Here is a 19,149-nt window from a genome sequence, read left to right as displayed (position 1 = left end):
CACTCTAACCGAAAGCATGATTTTCAAGGAGATAAAAGGATGTCTGGAACCCTAGCAACCCCGCGCGCGTTACTTTCGCTGCTGGTGGCGGCCTCTCTGGTGGTCGCCGGCGCTGCGCAGGCCGACGATGCCGGCATCAAACCGCAGGACATCAAGCGCGAGGCGCTGTCGTCGGCGGTGGTGGAGATGGCCTACAGCACCTCGCAACAGGCGCTGTTCGTCAGCGCGCCGGACTGGAAGGAAGAGGCGCGCTCCCGTGTGCTGCGGCTGGATCCCAACACCCTGGCGATCAAGGCGGAGATCCCGCTGCAGGTGAAAGGCTTCGGCGTGGCGCTGAACGATGCGGGCAATCGCCTGTACCTGACTCAGGGCTTCAACGGCGAAGTCGGGGTGGTGGACACCACCACCAACCACGCGCTGGGCAGCATCAAGCTGCTGGACAAAGCGGTGCTGGAGCAGGCCTACAAGCAGGCGGGCATCAGCGGCAAGCGCCTGGACTTCCTGCTGGCGGAGTTGAAGAAGTTCAAAATCACCGAGGACTACCTGTACCGCATTCGCGAGATCAAGTATGACGCGCAAAGCGGCCGCTTGTTCCTGCCGGGGCTGGGCTTCGGCGTCGACAGCGTGCTGTACGTGGTCGATACCAAGGCCGGCAAGCTGGAGAAAGTGATCCCGGGCTTCGGCTACAACGCGGTGGGCATCACATTGGATGAGAAGGGCCGCCGGGTATTCGTCTCCAACATGCAGGGGCAGGTGATCACCCTGAACGCCGACACGCTGGCGATCACCGCCACCCACGAAGTGCAGGCCGATCAGCTGCTGAATCTGGTGTATGATCCGGCGAGCAATCGTCTGCTGGGTGTCGATCAGGGTATCGATCGCGATAACTACCGCAATCATCATCTGGGGCACGACTACGTGAAGCGCAGCAGCGGCCACCGGGTATTCGCGCTGGATGCGGACAGCGGCAAGGTACTGGCCAGCGAGCTGACGGATGAGGTGCCGATCGGCCTGCTGCTCGACGAGCGCAGCCAGCGGCTGTACGTCGCCAACCGCAAAGGCGTGCGCGTGGATCACGGCGCCGGGACGCTGACGGTGTTCGACGCCAAGACGCTCAAGCGCCTGCAAACCGTAGACCTGCCGCCGCACCCTAACAGTCTGGCGTTGGATCCGAAAGGCGACGCGCTGTTCGTGACGGTGAAAAACGACGGCGCTTCCACCAAGGCCGGCAAGCCGGAAAGCGTGGTGCGCATTCAGCTGCACACCAACTAACTGAATCTAAATATAAAAAAGGGGTGCCGCGGCGCCCCTTTTTCGTTGGTTCATGTCATCAGAAGTGGGTGTTGATGCTCATGTAGTAGGTGCGGCCCGGTTCGTTGTAGGTGGCCGCGCCCGCACCGGCGATGTTGATCACGCCGGTGTTCGGATCGCCCACGTTCTGCGCGTTGCCGGCGCGGAACTGGCGTTTGTCGAACAGGTTATCGATGCCGGCGGTGAGGCTGACGTTTTTGGTCAGGTCATAGGTCGCGCTGGCGCCGACGATGGCGTAAGGGCTGACCTCACGGGTTTCGCCGCCGGTGGCCGGTTTACCCTGGTAGTTGTACTTCTTCGGCTTCTGACGGCCGTACCAGGTCAGGGTGGACTGCATCGACAGATCCTGCGTAGCCTGCCAACTGAGGGTCGAGTTGACGGTGAACTTCGGGATCACCGACAGGTAATCGCCGGTGGTCTTGTTCTTGTTCTCGATCATGTAGGTGGCGTTGTTGCTCCAGGTGACGGTCTCGCTGACCGGCACGTTCAGCGAGCCTTCCAGCCCTTGTACCACCGCTTTCGGCACGTTTTCCCATTGGTAGACCGCTGTATTTTTGCTGCTGGTGGCGATGCGCGAGTTGCCCGCTTCAATCTTGTTGTGGTAATCGTTGCGGAAGTAGGTCACGCCGGCCAGCCAGCCGTCATTATGGAACTCCAGCCCGATCTCTTTGTTGACGCTGGTCTCCGCCTTCAGATCGTCGTTGCCCAGCAGGTAGCAGCCGTTTTTGGTATCGCTGCCGGCACATCCCTGGCCTTTGCTGTACAGCAGGTAGTTGCCGTTGGTCTGGAACAGCGTCGGCGCTTTGTAGGAACGCGCGATGCCCATCTTCAGCGTGAAGTAGTCGCCCAGTTCCTGCGACAGGTTCAGCGCCGGGCTCCAGTTATTGCCGGATTCCGAATGCAGATCGTAGCGCAGGCCCGGCGTCAGCATGGTGGTGTCGGTCAGTTCAATATTGTCTTCGGCAAACAGCGAGAAGATATGCGCGGAAGCGTAAGGGCTGCGCGTACCGGTAGTCATGCCGGGAATGGTGCCGCCCATCAGCGTTTGGCTGGTGGAGGTGCCGTCCTTCATCCGCTGCTGGGTCCATTCAGTGCCCAGCGTGGCGGTCTGGGCGACGCCCAGTTCGAACGGCACGCTGACTTCGCTGTGCGCCAGGAAGTCGTCCAGCTTGGTGGTGCCGAAGCCGGTGTTTTTGGTGTCGAAGATGCCTTCGGTGCCGCCGGCCAACCCTTCGTTCAGGCGGGTGTTGCGGGTGCGCTCAAACTGCACGTAGTTGGTGGTGCTCACGCCGTTGTCCCAGGCGCCGCGGTGGGTCAGGCCGAAGGTTTCACGGTAGATGCGGTTGGTCTCTTTGCCGTAGTTGCTCTGCACCAGGTCATTGCTGTTGGTGTTCTGGGTATCGCCGGCATACAGGTTGCCCTGGCGGCCATAGGCGTACTCGAACTCCAGCGACTGCAGATGGGCGAAGTCCCAGTGCAGCAGGGCGTCGATATTTTTATCGACCACCCCTTCGCGGCCAGCGGGAACGCTATTTTCATAACTAGGGGTGGTTGCTGTGGCTGCAGCACGGTACGACTTATGCGATTCGTTAATGTCCCAGGCGTCGGCCTGCGTTTTGCTGTAGCCGCCGAACAGACGGAAGCTCAGGGAATCGCTCAGCGGGCCGGACAGGCTGAAGTCGGTGCGTTTGGTGGCGCCCTCCTGCTTGTGTTGCGGCACGTTGAAGTAGCCGTTCAGCGAGCCGTGCAGCGCATCGCCGGCCTTCTTGGTGATGATGTTGACCACGCCGCCCGCGGCGCCGTTGCCGTAGCGCGCCGCGGCAGGGCCGCGCAGCACTTCGATGCGCTCGATCATTTCCGGCGGCACCCAGGCGGTATCGCCGCGCGAGTCGCGCTCGCCGCGCCAGCCCTGACGCACCGAGTTGCGGCTGGAGGCCGGTTTGCCGTCGATCAGAATCAGGGTGTTTTCCGGGCCCATGCCGCGGATATCGATCTGGCGGTTGTTGCCGCGCTGGCCGCTGGTGGAGTTGCCGGTCAGGTTAACCCCGGGCATGGTGCGGATCAGTTCGCTGATGTCGCGCGCCGGCGGGCGTTTCTTGATCTCATCGGCGGTGATGGTGGACACCCCAGGTGCCTGCAGGTTCTGCCGGGCGGCGGTCACGACGATGGTGTCTTCGCCGCGCGGCTTTTTATCCGCGGCGCCGCTGTTTTCTTCCGTGGTGGGGGTGTCGGTCTGCTGCGCGGCGTTGGCGAACGCGGACGCGCCCAATCCCAAGCCGATAAGAGTGGCTAAAGAATAACGTGATAGCTTGCTTTTCATTTGAGTGTCCTACCTTGCTGCCATCCCTCGCCGAACGGGGGGAAGGGCGGTTGTAGTTTTTGTGTAGTCGGAAATAGAAAATCGGCTGCGGCAAGGGATGCCATTGATATATCCCCGATCCCTGTCCGTTGCGCGCAATACCAGCACGATCTCCAAGCCTTACACACTATTGCAAATGCAAATTATTATCAATAGTATTTGGCGTACAGTGCGTTCGGGCGGTGGCCGGCGATAGGGAAAAGTCGACGTTCCCGGTGCCGCCAACTACAAAATGGGTAGGCGTTGTGAATACAGAACTACAGTCAGAAAGCAGCAGATTATTGGCCAGCAGCAATGCGGGCAGTCCAGGATGGTGGTTGACGGTGGCACGGCGCGGTACGCCATGGGTAGAACCGGCGGGTAATGGCCGCTGGCGAACCACCTTTTTCTGGCGCGATCCTCAGGGATGCGAATTGACCTCCGCCTACCGCCGCGTGTGGATCAACATCAACTGCCTGACCGACCATCACCAGCCGAATCCGCCGCAAAGCCTGCAGCGTCTGGCCGGCACCGACGTGTGGTACTGGCAGACCGAGCTGAGCGGCGCCTGGCGCGGCAGCTACTGCTTTATTCCCTGCTTTGACGAGCGGCCGCCGGCGTTCAGCGGCGACGATGCGCACGCCAATATGCACAACCTGCGCCACTGGTGGCACCAGGTGTTCGCCAGCGCCACCCCCGATCTGCTCAACCCGTATCGCTCCTGGCAAAGCGCCAGCGGCCACAGCGTCTCCGGCCTGCACATGCCGGATGCGCCGCCGCAGCCGGTATGGCGTTCGTTCGACGAGTATGAGATCGCCAGCGGGCGCTGCACGCCGCCGCTGCCGGCGCGTTTGCAGCGCCATACCTGGCAGAGCGAGCGCCTGGGCAACAGCCGCGACGTTTGGATCTACACCACCGGCGACAGCAAGCCGGCCGAGCGCCCGTTGGCTATCCTGCTCGACGGTCAGTTCTGGGCGAAGCAGATGCCGGTCTGGGAGCCGCTGATGCAGCTGACCCGCGAGGGAGCGTTGCCGGAAGCGGTGTATGTGTTGATCGACATCATCGATCTGCCGCACCGGGCGCGAGAATTAACCTGCAAGGACGATTTCTGGCTGGCGGTGCAGGAAGAACTGATGCCGCAGCTGGCCGACTGGGCGCCGCACAGCGACAAACCGGCCGATACGGTGGTGGCGGGGCAAAGCTTTGGCGGCCTGGCTTCCCTGTATGCCGGGCTGCGCTGGCCGCAATGCTTCGGCGCGGTAATTACCCAGTCCGGTTCCTACTGGTGGCCGCGGCGCGACATGCTGCAGCTGCCGAGCATTCCCGACGATGCCTGCTGGCTGATGCAGCAGGTGGAACGACACGGCCTGGGCAACCACGGTGCGCTGAAGGTATTTATGGAAGCCGGTTCGCAGGAAAAGCTGGTGCACCGGGTCAGCGGCGAAATGGCGGCGCGCCTGAGCGACGCCGGCCATCGGGTGCACTACCGGGTGGTGGAAGGCGGGCACGACGCGCTGTGCTGGCGCAGCGGCCTGACCGACGGGCTGCAGGCGGTCTGGGCCTCCGCTTTCGCCACCGCTTATCCGGCATCGGCGACGGCACGAGGAGCACATGATGGAAAGCCTGAATCCGTTCGATGATCAACAGCAGCGCAGCCTGGTGCTGCGCAACGTACAACAACAATACAGTTTGTGGCCGGATTTCCGCGCCATTCCGTCCGATTGGACGATCGTCTTCGGCCCGGCGGCGCGCACCGCGTGCACCGAGTGGCTGGAACAGCATTGGCAAGACATTCTGCCGGTCGCAGCAAGCAAGGCGTGACCGGCGCCAGGTAATCACGGGAGCAATAAGCAGTGTCACACACCCCTAACTCTCTCAGCGGCCCGGCGCTTGCGGGCGAATGGCCGCTGGTCGCGGCGCAACCCGGCATCTGGGTCGCCGATCAAATCTCCCCGCATCGCAATGCCTACGCGGTGGCCCACGCCATCGAACTCAACGGCCCCATTGCCGTGGAGCCTCTGCTGCAGGCCATCATCCAGGGCCTGGGCGAGGTGGACATGCTGCGCCTGCGTTTTGCGGAACGCGACGGCGTGCCGGTGCAATGGCTGGATGACGCGCTGGCGGTGCACGAGCCGGAACTTGTCGATCTGACGACGTCGCCGGATCCCGAAGCCGCCGCGCGCGCGCTGATGGACATCGATCTGGCGAGCGATCTGCGCGCCGGCAGCGGCGCACCGCTGTATCGCCATGTGGTGATGCGCCTGGCGGATAACCGCTGGTTCTGGTATCAGCGCTATCACCATCTGCTGGTGGACGGTTTCAGCTTCACCGCCATCGCTCGCCGCGTGGCGGCGATTTACACCCATCTTTGCCGCGGCGACGCGCTGGAACCGACGCCTTTCACGGCGTTCAGCGACGTGGTGGCGGAATACCAGGCTTACCGGGAGGCGCCGGCCTGGCAGCGCGACGCCGATTTCTGGCTCGAAAAAGCGCGGCAGTTGCCGCCGCCGGCCACGCTCTGCCCGCAGCCGCTGGCCGGGCAAACCCCCACGCCGCGCATCCACCGGCTGGAACAGCGCTGCGATCCGCAGGCTTTCGCCGAACTGGTGCAGTGCGGCGCGCAGCAGAAGCTGAACGCCGCCGATATGGCGGTGGCGCTGGTGGCGCTGTGGGTATCGCGCCTGAGCGGCCAACCGAGTTTCAGCGCCGGTTTTATCTTCATGCGCCGTACCGGATCGGCCGCCCTGTGCGCCGCCGGGCCAGTGATCAACGTACTGCCGATGGAGATGCATCTCGAGCCGCAGGCCACGCTGTATGAGGCCGCCGCCCGCATCAGCCGCGAGCTGAAAACGGTGCGCCGCCATCAGCGCTACGACGCCGAGCAGGTGCAGCGCGATCTGGGGCGCATCGGCGACGGCGAACCGCTGTACGGCACGGTCTTCAACTTCAAAATGTTCGATTACCAGCTGGATTTCGCCGGTATCGAAGGCATCACTCACGATCTGGCCTCCGGGCCGGTGCGCGATCTGGAGATTGCGCTGTTTATCGACGAACACCATCAGTTGAAGGTGGAACTGCTGGCCAACGCCGAGCGTTACGGTCGCCAGGAACTGCAGGCGCACCTGCAGCGACTGCCGCTGCTGCTGGCGCAGTTCGCCGCGCAGGCAACGTTGCCGATCGGCGAAGCCGATATGCTGACCGCCGACGATCACGCGCTGCTGGCGCGGGTCAACGACACGGCGCACCCGGTGCCGGCGACCACGCTGAGCCAGTTGCTGGCGCAGCAGGCGCAAACCACGCCGGACGCGCCGGCGCTGGCGGATGCGCATTTCAATTTCACCTACCGCGAAACGCGCGAGCAGGTCATGGCGCTGGCGCGTGAGCTGGTTGCGCAGGGCGTGCGGCCGGGCGACATCGTGGCGGTGGCGCTGCCGCGTTCGGTGTTCCTGTCGCTGGCGTTGATGGCGATCGTGGAAGCGGGCGCCGCCTATCTGCCGTTGGACACCGGTTATCCGGACGAGCGGCTGGCGATGATGCTGGAAGACGCCGCGCCCCGGCTGGTCATCACCAACCCGGCGCAGCAGGCGCGGTTCGCCGACAAGGGCGAAATTTTGCTGTATGACGCGCCGCTGCCGGCCGATCACGCCGCCGGGGTGGCGATCGCGGGCCCGACGCCGAACCATGCGGCCTATATCATCTTTACCTCCGGCTCCACCGGGCGCCCGAAAGGTGTGCTGGTCGGCCATCAGGCGATCGTCAACCGCTTGCTGTGGATGCAGCACCAGTATCCGCTGGGGGCGGACGATGCGGTGCTGCAGAAAACGCCGTGCAGTTTCGACGTCTCGGTATGGGAATTCTTCTGGCCGCTGATGGTCGGCGCCCGGCTGGTGATGGCGCCGCCGGAGGCGCACCGCGATCCGCAGCAGCTGCAACAGCTGATCGCGCAGCACCGCATTACCACGCTGCACTTCGTGCCGTCGATGCTGGCGGCTTTCGTTGCCGCTCTGGACGACGACGCGGCGGTGGCGAGCTGCGCCGAGCTGCGCCAGGTGTTCTGCAGCGGCGAAGCGCTGCCGGCGGAGCTGTGCCGCCTGTGGCAAAGCCGCACGGCGGTGCCGCTGTACAACCTCTACGGCCCGACCGAAGCGGCGGTGGACGTGACCTGGCATCCGGCCTACGGCGACGCGCTGGCGAAGGTGACCGGCGCCAACGTGCCGATCGGCCTGCCGGTGTGGAACACGGGGCTGCGCATTCTTGACGCGCGCCTGCGGCCGGTGCCGCCGGGCGTGGCGGGCGATCTGTATCTGACCGGAGTGCAGCTGGCGCACGGCTACCTTGGCCGGCCGGATCTGACCGCCAGCCGCTTTGTCGCCGATCCGTTCGGCGAGGGCGGGCGCATGTACCGCACCGGCGACGTGGCGCGCTGGCTGCCGGACGGCGCGGTGGAATATTTGGGCCGCAGCGACGATCAGCTGAAGATCCGTGGGCAGCGGATCGAGCTGAGCGAAATCGACCACGCCTTGCTGTCGCTGCCGGGCGTGCGCCAGGCGGTGACGCACGCGCTGGTGCTGCAGGGCACGCCGGTGGACGCCGGCGGCGATGCGCGCCAGCTGGTGGGCTATCTGGTGATGCAGCCTGGCGCGAGCTGGGATGCGGAAGCACTGCGCGCGGCGCTGGCCGACCGGCTGCCGCCGCACATGGTGCCGGTGGCGCTGGTGGAAATGAGCGATTTGCCGCTGAGCGCCAACGGCAAGCTGGATCGCAAGGCCTTGCCGCAGCCGCAGGGCGGCGAGCGCAAGGCTGGGCGGCCGCCGCAGGCCGGGCTGGAAAGCGAGATCGCGGCGGTATTTGCCCGATTGCTGCAGCGCGAGCAGGTGTTCGCCGATGACGATTTCTTCGCGCTCGGCGGCCATTCGCTGCTGGCGATGCGGCTGGCGGCGGAGCTGCGCCGCGATCTGGGCAAGGCGGTGTCCGTCGGCCAGGTAATGGTGGCGTCGCGCGTCGAGCAGCTGGCTGTCTTGTTAGCGGAAGATCGCACGCAGGAAGAGGCCGATCGCAGCGGCTTCGACAGCGTATTGCCGCTGCGCGTCACCGAGGGGCCGACGCTGTTCTGTCTGCACCCGGCGTCCGGTTTCTCTTGGCAGTTCAGCGTATTGCCGCGCTATCTCGATCAGCACTGGTCGCTGGTCGGTATCCAGTCGCCGCGGCCGGACGGCCCGCTGGCACTGAGCGAAGATATGGATCAGGTGGTGGATGCCCACCTGCAGACGGTGTTGCAGGTACAGCCGCACGGGCCGTACCACTTCATCGGCTATTCGCTGGGCGGCACGCTGGCGCAGGGCATTGCCGCCCGGCTGCAGGCGCGCGGCGAGCAGGTGGCGTTCCTCGGCCTGCTGGATACCTATCCGCCGGAGACCCAAAACTGGGACGTGATGCTGGACGACAACGTGTTGAAGGAGGTGCAGCGCGAGCGCGAGCAGTTCCTGGCGGTGTCGCAGGATACGCTCGATCCGGCGCTGGGCGAGACGCGCACCGCGATGTTCGACAACATTGAAGCCAACTACGCCGACTCGGTGCGGTTGTTGTCGCACACGCGTACTGCCCGTTTCCACGGCCAGGCGACGCTGTTCGTCGCCAAACGCACGCTGCAGGAAGGGATGGACGTGCAGCAAACCTGGTCGCAGTACGTCGATGCGCTGCAGGCGCACGAGCTGGACTGTGCGCATGTCGATATCGTTTCGCCGGCGTCGTTCAAAGTGCTGGGGCCGCTGCTGAACCGGATCTTGCGCACGCTGTAATCGCGTCCGTCATCTCGCCGCCAGGCACGGGGATGACCCCGCGTGTGGCGGCGTTTCTTGCGGTTGCTCACGGTTGAATATCAATGAGTTTTATTATCATTATTGATTTCGCCATCTGTGCTAGCATAGCGCCCCGCAACTGCAGAATCCCCGTTTAACGATGTGGTGAAAAACCGATGAGTAGCAAACCCTCCATCCTGCTTGATTTTAGCCTGCTGAAAACCAACCGGGCTTTCCGCGCGGTATTCTGCGCGCGCTTTATTTCCATTGTGGCGCTGGGGCTGATGGCGATCGCCATCCCGGTGCAGATCCAGGCGCTGACCGGTTCCACCCTGCAGGTCGGACTGGCGGTGACGCTGGCCGGCGGCGGCATGTTCGCCGGGCTGCTGATGGGGGGCGTATTGGCCGATCGCTATGAGCGGCGCCGACTGATCCTGTTCGCGCGCTCCACCTGCGGCATCGGCTTCGTCGGCCTGTGCCTCAACGCCCTGTTGCCGTCGCCTTCGCTGGCGGCCATTTATCTGCTGGCGGTGTGGGACGGCTTCTTCGGCGCGGTGGGGGTGACGGCGCTGCTGGCGGCCACGCCGGCGCTGGTGGGCCGCGAAAACATCGTGCAGGCGGGCGCCATCAGCATGCTGACGGTGCGCTTCGGCTCGATCCTTTCTCCGGCGATCGGCGGCCTGGTGATCGCCCATATGGGCATTGCCTGGAACTACGGCCTGGCGGCGTTCGGCACCCTGCTGACGCTGCTGCCGCTGCTGAGCCTGCCGCAGCTGATGCCGCCGCCGCAGCCGCGTGAACACCCGCTGCGCGCGCTGGCGGGCGGTTTCGCCTTCCTGTTCCAGAACAAGGTGATCGGCATGGTGGCGCTGATCGGCGCGCTGCTGACCATGGCCAGTGCGGTGCGCGTGCTGTACCCGGCGATGGCGGAAGGTTGGCACATCGACGCCGCCCACCTCGGCTATATGTACGCCGCCGTGCCGCTCGGCGCCGCCATCGGTGCGTTCACCAGCGGGCGCGTGGCGCACGTGGCGCGCCCCGGCTGGGTGATGCTGCTGACGGCGATCGCGGCGTTCGCCGCCATTGGCCTGTTCGGCCTGATGCCGTGGTACAGCCTGGCGTTGCTGTGCCTGGTGGCGTTCGGCTACCTGAGCGCGCTGAACTCGCTGCTGCAATACGGCCTGATCCAGAGCCTGACGCCGGACAACTTCCTCGGCCGCATCAACGGCCTGTGGACGGCGCAAAACGTGGTGGGCGATGCGCTGGGCGCACTGCTGCTGGGGGCGATGGGCGCCTTTATGCTGCCGGCGATGAGCGCCAGCGGTTTCGGCTTCGGCGCGGCGCTGCTCGGCATCCTGTTGCTGTTCGCCATGACCGGTTTGCGCCAGGTGACGCTGCACAAACCGGAGCCGCAGCCCGCCACAGAAAAGTAGTCGAACGCGTTAAGACAACGCTGTGGGATCAAATAGCAATGCTTATCATCGGCATGCGTAAAACCCACAGCGTTTATGTCATGATTTCGAAATGAAAGAAGTGCTTACGTTTATTGACATAGCAAATATCGGCGAGTAATTTAGCGCGGAATTAACTCAAATGATAATCATTATTATATTGGTTATCACTTCAAATCCTTGAGGGCGAAGCGATGGATACTGCCGTGAACGACATCAATCGAAAGGAAATGCAGGAGCGCGAAGAACACCGGTTCGCCGCTGATTTTTCTCCGGCGTCGGGCTTCTTCTTTACCTCTCCTTTCCGCAGCTTGACCACCACCGGTTGTTTCAGCCGCATTCGCCTGCCGGCTGCAGACGGCGCCGACCTAAACGGCGAGTTCCAGCGCAGCGTACGGCAGGCGTTTGCCGATGCCCGTCAGGCCGGCATCAAAAACCCGCTGCTGTGCGGCGCCATCCCGTTCGATACCCGGCAGCCTTCGGCGCTGTTTATTCCGCAGCAGAGCCGCTGGTTCGATCGCGCCACCTTTATGGCCGGGGTTCGGCCGGCGGCGAACGGCCCTGAACTGGCCGGCGTGACGGAGCTGCCGCCGCAGCAGCCGTTCATGAACATGGTCAGCGATGCCGTCGACGCGATGAAGGCCGGTGAGCTGGATAAAGTGGTGCTGTCGCGCCTGCTGGAGATCGAAACGCGCCAGCCGGTGGATCGCCATGCGCTGATGGCGCGCGTGATTGCTCAGAACCCGCACGGTTTCCATTTCCATGTGCCGCTGGAGCAGGGTGCGCTGTTGGGCGCCAGCCCGGAGCTGCTGCTGCGCCAGGACGGCGGCCGTTTCTATTCCAACCCGCTGGCCGGTTCCGCCCGGCGCGAGGCCGACCCGCAGCGCGATCGCGAAGTGGGGGAGCGGCTGATGGCCTCGGCGAAAGATCGCCACGAGCATCGCATCGTCACCGAAAGCATGCGTGACGTGCTGGCCGGCCGCTGCCGCTACCTGAACGTGCCGCACACCCCTGAATTGTTGACTACCACCACGCTGTGGCATCTCTCCACGCCGATCGACGGCGAGGCAGCGTCTCCAGACGAAAATGCCCTGTCGCTGGCCTGCCTGCTGCACCCAACGCCGGCGCTGTGCGGCATGCCGACGGCTGAGGCGCACGCCCTGATCGGCAAGCTGGAGCCGTTCGATCGCGGCCTGTTCGGCGGCATCGTCGGCTGGTGCGACGACGAAGGCAACGGCGAGTGGGTAGTGACTATCCGCTGCGGCACCGTTGACGGCAACCGGGTGCGGCTGTTTGCCGGCGCCGGCATCGTGGAAGACTCTTCACCCGAATCTGAATGGCATGAAACAGGCACCAAACTCAGCACCATTCTGCGTGCCTTTGGTATGAATCAAGGATAACGACAAGATGAGCATTGCCTTTACCCCCTGGCCGGCGGAGTTCGCCAGCCGCTATCGCGAACGCGGCTACTGGACTGACAAGCCGCTGACCGAGATCCTCGACCGCCAGGCCAACAACGACGCCCCGGCGATTATCGACGCCCAGGGCAGCCTGACCTACCGCGAGCTGCAGCAGCGTTCCGATCGTCTGGCGGCCGCTCTGCTGCGCCGCGGCGTGAAATCCGGCGACACCGCGTTGGTCCAGCTAGGCAACGTGGCGGAGTTCTATATCGTGTTCTTCGCGCTGCTGAAAATTGGCGTGGCGCCGGTCAACGCGCTGTTCAGCCATCAGCGCAGCGAGCTGAATGCCTATGCCGAGCAGATCAAACCGGCGCTGCTGATCGCCGATCGCCAGCACGCGCTGTTTGCCGACGATCAATTCCTGAACGCCTTCCGCGATGCGCATCCTTCGCTGCGGGTTGTGGCGCTGCGCAGCCAGCCCGAGGGCGAGCTGGCGCTGGCCGCCTGGCTGGAAGAAGCCAGCGACGGTTTTGTCGCGCAGCCTTCCGCGGCCGATCAGGTGGCGTTCTTCCAGCTTTCCGGCGGCAGCACCGGTACGCCGAAGCTGATCCCGCGCACTCACAATGATTACTACTACAGCATTCGCCGCAGCGTGGAGATCTGCCGTTTCGACGCGCAGACCCGTTATCTGTGTGCGCTGCCGGTGGCGCACAACTACCCGATGAGTTCGCCGGGCGTGCTGGGCGTGTTTTATGGCGCCGGACTGGTGGTGTTCGCCGCCGATCCGGACGCCGGGCAGTGCTTCCGCCTGATCGAACAGCACCAAATCAACGTGACGGCGCTGGTGCCGCCGGCGGTCACGCTGTGGCTACAGGCGATCGAAGAGTGGGGCGGCAATGCCCAGCTCGCCAGCCTGAAACTGCTGCAGGTGGGCGGCGCCAAGCTGGGCGAGACGCTGGCGGCGCGCATTCAGAACGAAATCGGCTGCCAACTGCAGCAGGTGTTCGGCATGGCGGAAGGGCTGGTGAACTACACCCGGCTGGACGACGACGAACGCCACATCCTGACGACGCAAGGGCGGCCAATGTCGCCGGACGACGAGGTGTGGGTGGCGGATGACGACGGCAATTCATTGCCGGCGGGCGAGGTCGGCCGGTTGATGACGCGCGGGCCTTATACCTTCCGCGGTTACTACCAGAGCCCGGCGCACAACGCCGACGCCTTCGACGCCGACGGTTTCTACTGCTCCGGCGATCTGATCAGCATCAGCGAAGACGGCTACATCACCGTGCAGGGGCGGCAGAAAGATCAGATCAACCGCGGCGGAGAGAAGATCGCCGCCGAGGAGATCGAGAACCTGCTGCTGCGTCATCCGGACGTGATCAACGCCGCGCTGGTGTCGATGCCGGACGCGCTGATGGGGGAGAAGAGCTGCGCCTATATCATCGCCAACGCGCCGCTGAAGCCGGTGGTGCTGCGCCGCCACCTGCGCGAGCAGGGCGTGGCGGACTTCAAACTGCCGGATCGCTTTATTCAGGTGGACAGCCTGCCGCTGACCCCGGTCGGCAAAGTGGACAAAAAACGGCTGCGCCAGCAGCTCGACGCGCAACTACAGACTCAGGCTCAGGGAGATTAATCGATGGCCATTCCAAAACTTAATGACTACGCGCTGCCGACGGCGGACGAACTGCCGCAAAATAAAGTCACCTGGCAGGTAGAACCGCAGCGCGCCGCGCTGCTGATCCACGACATGCAGCAGTATTTCCTCAATTTCTGGGGCGAAGACAGCGCGCTGATTAAACAGGTGGTGGAGAACATCGCCAACCTGCGCCGCTACTGCAAACAGCAGGGCATTCCGGTGTTCTATACCGCGCAGCCGAACCAGCAGAGCGATGAAGATCGCGCGCTGTTGAACGACATGTGGGGGCCGGGCCTGAACAAACACCCTGAGCAGCAGGCGGTGACCGCCGCGCTGGCGCCGGACGAAGACGACACGGTGCTGGTGAAATGGCGCTACAGCGCCTTCCACCGCTCGCCGCTGCAGGAGATCCTGCAGGAGTCCGGCCGCGATCAGCTGATCATCTGTGGCGTGTATGCGCACATCGGCTGCCTGACCACCGCCATCGACGCCTTCATGCGCAATATCCAGCCGTTCATGGTGGCCGATGGCCTGGCGGACTTCTCGCGCGACGAACACCTGATGGCACTGCGTTACACCGCCGGCCGCTGCGGCCGGGTGGTGACCACCGCGTCCCTGTTGCCGGCTGCCGGTATCGCCAGCATCGATGCGCTGCGTCAGCAGATCCTGCCGCTGTTGGACGAAGACAGCGAAGACATGGGCAACGATGAGAACCTGATCGATTACGGCCTGGATTCGGTGCGCATCATGGAGCTGGCGACCCGCTGGCGCAAGATCCGCGGCGATATCGACTTTATCGCGCTGGCACGCAACCCGACCATCGACAGCTGGTGGGCGCTGCTTTCCGAAGAGAAAGCCTGATTTTAATAACGAGAGAGGGCGGCCGCTCGGCCGCCCCGTTGGTTCTATAAGGAGATTACGATGAATGCTTTGATCACCAAGGGAAAACGTGCGGCATTTCCGCTGATGCTGCTGTCCACGCTGCTGTTCTCCAATACGCTGCTGGCGCAGACCGCGCCGGAAGTGCTGCGCAAGCCGGTTGGCAAGGGCGCCTATGAAATGGCCTACAGCCCGAGCGAGAACGCGCTCTATCTGGCGACGTCGCAGAGCCGCAAGCTGGACAAGGGCGGCATCGTTTATCGTCTGGATCCGACCACGCTGGACGTGACCCAGATTATTCATAATGACATCAAACCGTTCGGCGCCGCCGTCAACGCCAAGACCGGCACGCTGTTCTTCGGCAACACCGTCAATAACTCGGTGACCGCCATCGACGCCAAGACCGGCGACGTGAAAGGCCGCCTGGTGCTGGACGCGCGCAAGCGCTCCGAGACCGTCAAGCCGCTGGCTCCGCGTGAGCTGGTGGCGGATGCCGACAGCGATACCCTGTACATCACCGGTCTGGGTGAATCCAGCGTGGTGTGGGTGGTGGATGGCAAGGATCTGACCCTGCGCGCCACCGTGACCGACACCGGCAAATACGGCACCGGCCTGGCGCTGGACGCCGCCGCCAAACGTCTGTATGTCACCAACGCCGACGGCGAGCTGGTGACCATCGACACCCAATCCAACAAGGTGCTGTCGCGCAAGAAGCTGGATGAGTCCAAAGAGCACTTCTTCCTGAACATCAGCCTGGATACCGCTACCCATCGCGCGTTCATCACCGATTCCAAGCAGCCGCAGGTCCTGGTGGTGGATACCCGCAACGGCAACATCCTGAGCAAGATCGACGTGCCGGAATCGCTGGCGGTGCTGTTCAACCCGGCGCGCAATGAAGTTTACGTCACCCATCGCCAGGCGGGCGAAGTGAGCGTAATCGACGCCAAGAGCTACAAGGTGCTGAACACCATCAAGACGCCGACCCACCCGAACAGCCTGGCGCTTTCGCCGGACGGCCAGACGCTGTACGTCAGCGTCAAGCAGGCTTCCAGCCGCGAGAAAGAAGCCACCGCGCCGGACGATGTGATCCGCGTAGCGCTGAAATAATCCCGCTCAGGGTAAGCGCATATCGAACAGGCGAAGCGGCGACGCTCCGCCTGTTTTTTTTCGTCCAAGGATCTGCGGTATAAAGAGTGTATTGATCCGTTAACCCGAAGGAACGTTGGTTATGCCTGCCTCGCGTACCCCGCTGTTATTGTCCGTTATCACCCTACTGCTGCTGGCCGCGCTGATCCACAGCGGCATCCGCCCTTACGATCGCACCACCTGGCTGATGGAGGTGGCGCCGGTATTGGTAGTTTTGCCGCTGCTGTGGCTGACTTATCGCCGCTACCCGCTGACGCCGCTGCTCTACACGCTAATTTTCTTCCATGCGCTGATCCTGATTTTCGGCGGCATGTACAGCTACGCCCGCGTACCGCTGGGGTTTGAGGTGCAGCAGTGGCTGGATCTTGGCCGCAACCCATACGACAAACTGGGGCATTTCTTCCAGGGATTGGTGCCGGCGTTGGTGGCGCGCGAGATCCTGCTGCGCGGCGGCCATGTGCAAGGGCGCAAGATGCTGGGCTTTGTGGTGTGCTGCATCGCGCTGGCGATTAGCGCGGTGTATGAGCTGATCGAGTGGTGGGCGGCGCTGGCGCTGGGCCAGGGCGCCGACGAGTTTCTCGGCACCCAGGGTGACCCGTGGGATACCCAGTCCGACATGTTCTGCGCCTTGCTCGGCGCGCTATGCGGTTTGCTGCTGTTCGCCGGTTGGCAAGACCGGCAAATTCGCCGCCTGTGCTGACTATTTTCCGGCGTTGCTCAGACCCGCCTTATGGCGGGTTTTTTTATGGCTGTTTAGATTGTTAATCCAGTTTGCGTGCGTGCTGCACCAGTAATAGGCTGCAAAATCTTCTCTATGAGCTGTGTGAAGTATTTTTATATCATTTTGTTTTTATTGGTTTTTACTCTTTTTGTTAAGAATTTTCTTATCCATTGCGCTATGTTAATATTGCCACGATTGATAGGGGTTAATGAGCGTTAATTAGTTTATCGCGCAGGGAATTATGAGATACATAATTAATAATAATATTAAATATCATGAAGATAGATCGGAGCTGATCTCGCTGCATGACGACATTCCGCCGATTGCGCTGACGGCCACGCTGAATCGCCTGCTTTCCGCCCTGGTGCGCAACAATAATCTGGTGCTTTCCCGCGAAACGTTGCTGACGCAGGTGTGGGAGGCGCACGGTCAGGTGGCCTCCGGCAACAACCTCAACAACACCATTTCGATTCTGCGCAAAGCGTTCTCTTCGCTCGGCGAGGAAGATATTATCGTCACCCTGCCGCGGCAGGGATTTATGTTTACCGCCACCGAGCTGAAAACGACGGACAGCCTGGCAGAGATGCTGATGGTGCAGAACGCGGCACCCGTCGGCAAGGCCGTGCCTTTTGCAGAGCCTGCGGTCCGATTGATGCGCTTTAAACACATTATGCTGGGCGGGTTGCTGCTGCTGGCTGTGGGAATGAGCTTGTGGGCCTGGCAAGATGCCGATTACGAGCCGCTCAGCGCGATGAAGGTGGGTAACATCGGTAGCTGCGAGATCAAATTCGTCACCTCATACCATAAGCCCGGGCCGGGTGAGGTTGATTTAAGCCACCTGAAAAGCCTGCTGGAGCAGAAAAACATCCCATGTGATGTACCGGCGACCGTATTGTATTACGACAGTAAATTCATTTTGCCAAATGCCACCGGCCGGATCAGATCGTCTTACTTCTATTATTGCCCCCAAGTGAAGATGGCGATCGGCGACGCGCAATGTGAGAATTTCCATGAAAACCAGAAATTGTAGTCGAATTTGGCGGTATCGTTTCGCGTTGTTAAGCATGGCATCTGCACTGAGTTGCGGCATTGCCGGATACATGCTGTTTGTTAAACCGCAGATACCGGAATGCCGTGCGGTGGTACAACTCACGAACGAAATGCCCAACGAAGTATGGAAACGCTTGTTATTGGTCAGTATCGTGCCTGACGGCCCGCGACGCGCTACCGTGTTGCTCAATGGCAGCTTCTATCAAGGAGATACGCGTTACGATATCAGCCGGGCGGTGGTGTTTTCGTACCAGCGTCAGGGAAGCAACTATGCGCTAAAGGTTGATGAAAATATCCGAAAGCCGTCGGATACCGTGACGAAAGACGAGATGAACCGGCGGTTGCCCGTGTTGGGGGTTTTATATCATTTGCGCATCGAGCAGGTCGATCGGCACCACTATCTGGTGAGCAACAACCACTCTCCGTGGTTTGTCTGCGCCACGAAAGGGGAATAAATCCCCCGGCATTGCCGGGGGAGGTGGTTTGGTGACCCTGGAGCGATAATTCGTAAAATTCAAGGCTGCTTGTTATCGATATAATTGTTGATGCAAGGGCTGTTACCCGCTCGGGGACAGTACGTCACCCATTGTTCATTGTTTTCCGCCCCCTCATTACGGATATTATCGTAGTAATAAACGTCGGCGCGCATTTGGCAACTGAAACCGGCACTTTGCATCACCTGTTTGATTTTACTTAAATCACCACTGCCTAACGTCATGCTGTAGATTTGGCAATTCTCGTAACTCCCCAGCGGATAAACATTAATACGCGTGCTATTTTGATACAGTACGACGGCGGCGAAAGGCACCAGACAGGCCGCCATGATCATAATTAATCTTTGCAACGATCGTCTTATGCCCTGGAGCTTATTTCTCGGTGGCGGAATAGTGCTTTCCTCTACTGTTTTATTGCGGTCTTCATTATGATCTTCTTTATTTATATTTGTCTCGTGAATGTTAATAGCGTTGAATTTAAATCCCTGGCGGGGATAAGTCACGATGATTTCTTCTATGCCGCATTGCGCCAAAGACTTACGCAAGCCAGAGACATAATTATTAAGATTGTTATTCGAGGCCTTCAGGCCATGTTCGACCCAAACCTCATTGAGCAATCTCTCGCGCAGCAACAGCTTGTTATTATTGCGAATAAATAACGATAACAATCTGGCGCTGGGTTTAAGTAAAGCTATTTTATTACTGGCGTTATCGATATGCACCAGTGTGCCGTCCTCCTCGTTGTAAAGGACGATGTCATTTATGATGAAAATCATTTCTCTTTTCCGCCAACTTTCCTGTCGAGAGATTATTCTGATGTCTGCATGTCTTTTTTTCAATCCTCTCGACTGGTTGTAAATAGGATTTTTCTCTCTATTATTATAATAGAGGTGAGATATTTATTTGTTTACAAGTTTTTTAA

General features: G+C 61.6%; 14 protein-coding genes. 12 read left to right on the top strand and 2 right to left on the bottom strand.

Features of this window, described 5'->3' with window-relative positions:
* Window positions 1-39 precede the first annotated feature (39 nt).
* Window positions 40-1,272, top strand: a complete 1,233-nt coding sequence (locus ACJ8IN_RS10895) for a YncE family protein (RefSeq protein WP_033636746.1) — start codon at window positions 40-42, stop codon at window positions 1,270-1,272.
* 58 nt (window positions 1,273-1,330) lie between these two features.
* Here the strand turns inward: ACJ8IN_RS10895 and ACJ8IN_RS10890 are convergent, their stop codons facing one another.
* Window positions 1,331-3,631, bottom strand: coding sequence for a TonB-dependent siderophore receptor (locus ACJ8IN_RS10890; RefSeq protein ID WP_033655149.1), 2,301 nt, complete (start codon window positions 3,629-3,631; stop codon window positions 1,331-1,333).
* Window positions 3,632-3,915: 284 nt separating this feature from the next.
* Here ACJ8IN_RS10890 and fes point away from each other — a divergent pair, with 284 nt between their 5' ends.
* The 11 genes from fes to ACJ8IN_RS10835 all read left to right on the top strand — a co-directional run bounded on the left by fes (window position 3,916) and on the right by ACJ8IN_RS10835 (window position 18,188).
* Entirely contained in the window at window positions 3,916-5,289 is a 1,374-nt protein-coding gene (gene fes / locus ACJ8IN_RS10885) for an enterochelin esterase (RefSeq protein WP_072265201.1), read from the top strand.
* Complete coding sequence (locus ACJ8IN_RS10880) at window positions 5,264-5,470, top strand: MbtH family protein (RefSeq protein WP_033636748.1); 207 nt, start codon at window positions 5,264-5,266, stop codon at window positions 5,468-5,470. Before fes ends, ACJ8IN_RS10880 begins: the two co-directional genes overlap by 26 nt.
* Window positions 5,471-5,502: 32 nt before the next feature.
* Complete coding sequence (locus ACJ8IN_RS10875) at window positions 5,503-9,447, top strand: enterobactin synthase subunit F (protein ID WP_308325357.1); 3,945 nt, start codon at window positions 5,503-5,505, stop codon at window positions 9,445-9,447.
* Window positions 9,448-9,623: 176 nt separating this feature from the next.
* Window positions 9,624-10,880: an enterobactin transporter EntS gene (gene entS / locus ACJ8IN_RS10870; RefSeq protein ID WP_033636752.1), complete on the top strand. Its 1,257-nt coding sequence runs from the start codon at window positions 9,624-9,626 to the stop codon at window positions 10,878-10,880.
* A 212-nt stretch (window positions 10,881-11,092) separates the two neighbouring features.
* The gene (locus ACJ8IN_RS10865; protein WP_060427324.1) at window positions 11,093-12,298 is read left to right on the top strand and encodes an isochorismate synthase; all 1,206 of its coding nucleotides are present in this window, start codon (window positions 11,093-11,095) and stop codon (window positions 12,296-12,298) included.
* Window positions 12,299-12,305: 7 nt separating this feature from the next.
* Complete coding sequence (locus ACJ8IN_RS10860) at window positions 12,306-13,934, top strand: (2,3-dihydroxybenzoyl)adenylate synthase (protein WP_060427323.1); 1,629 nt, start codon at window positions 12,306-12,308, stop codon at window positions 13,932-13,934.
* A gap of 3 nt (window positions 13,935-13,937) precedes the next feature.
* Complete coding sequence (locus tag ACJ8IN_RS10855) at window positions 13,938-14,798, top strand: isochorismatase (RefSeq protein WP_004930014.1); 861 nt, start codon at window positions 13,938-13,940, stop codon at window positions 14,796-14,798.
* Between the two features lie 105 nt (window positions 14,799-14,903).
* Window positions 14,904-15,923 carry a 7-bladed beta-propeller protein YncE gene (yncE, locus tag ACJ8IN_RS10850; RefSeq protein ID WP_369916763.1) on the top strand — a complete coding sequence of 340 codons (1,020 nt, stop codon included), beginning with the start codon at window positions 14,904-14,906 and terminating at the stop codon, window positions 15,921-15,923.
* Window positions 15,924-16,044: 121 nt separating this feature from the next.
* Window positions 16,045-16,662, top strand: a complete 618-nt coding sequence (locus ACJ8IN_RS10845) for a DUF2238 domain-containing protein (protein WP_047569699.1) — start codon at window positions 16,045-16,047, stop codon at window positions 16,660-16,662.
* Between the two features lie 262 nt (window positions 16,663-16,924).
* Window positions 16,925-17,713 (top strand): winged helix-turn-helix domain-containing protein, encoded by a 789-nt coding sequence (locus ACJ8IN_RS10840; protein ID WP_047569697.1) that lies wholly within the window; start codon window positions 16,925-16,927, stop codon window positions 17,711-17,713.
* Window positions 17,714-17,747: 34 nt separating this feature from the next.
* On the top strand, window positions 17,748-18,188 hold the full coding sequence (locus ACJ8IN_RS10835) for a hypothetical protein (RefSeq protein ID WP_160208046.1): 441 nt from the start codon (window positions 17,748-17,750) through the stop codon (window positions 18,186-18,188).
* A gap of 59 nt (window positions 18,189-18,247) precedes the next feature.
* Here the strand turns inward: ACJ8IN_RS10835 and ACJ8IN_RS10830 are convergent, their stop codons facing one another.
* Window positions 18,248-19,003 (bottom strand): winged helix-turn-helix domain-containing protein, encoded by a 756-nt coding sequence (locus tag ACJ8IN_RS10830; protein ID WP_060422740.1) that lies wholly within the window; start codon window positions 19,001-19,003, stop codon window positions 18,248-18,250.
* Window positions 19,004-19,149: the final 146 nt, after the last annotated feature.

This window comes from Serratia sp. CY31944, from assembly GCF_052169175.1.
GTDB classification, from domain to species: Bacteria; Pseudomonadota; Gammaproteobacteria; order Enterobacterales; family Enterobacteriaceae; genus Serratia; species Serratia sarumanii.
This window is presented reverse-complemented; position numbering and strand designations above follow the sequence as displayed.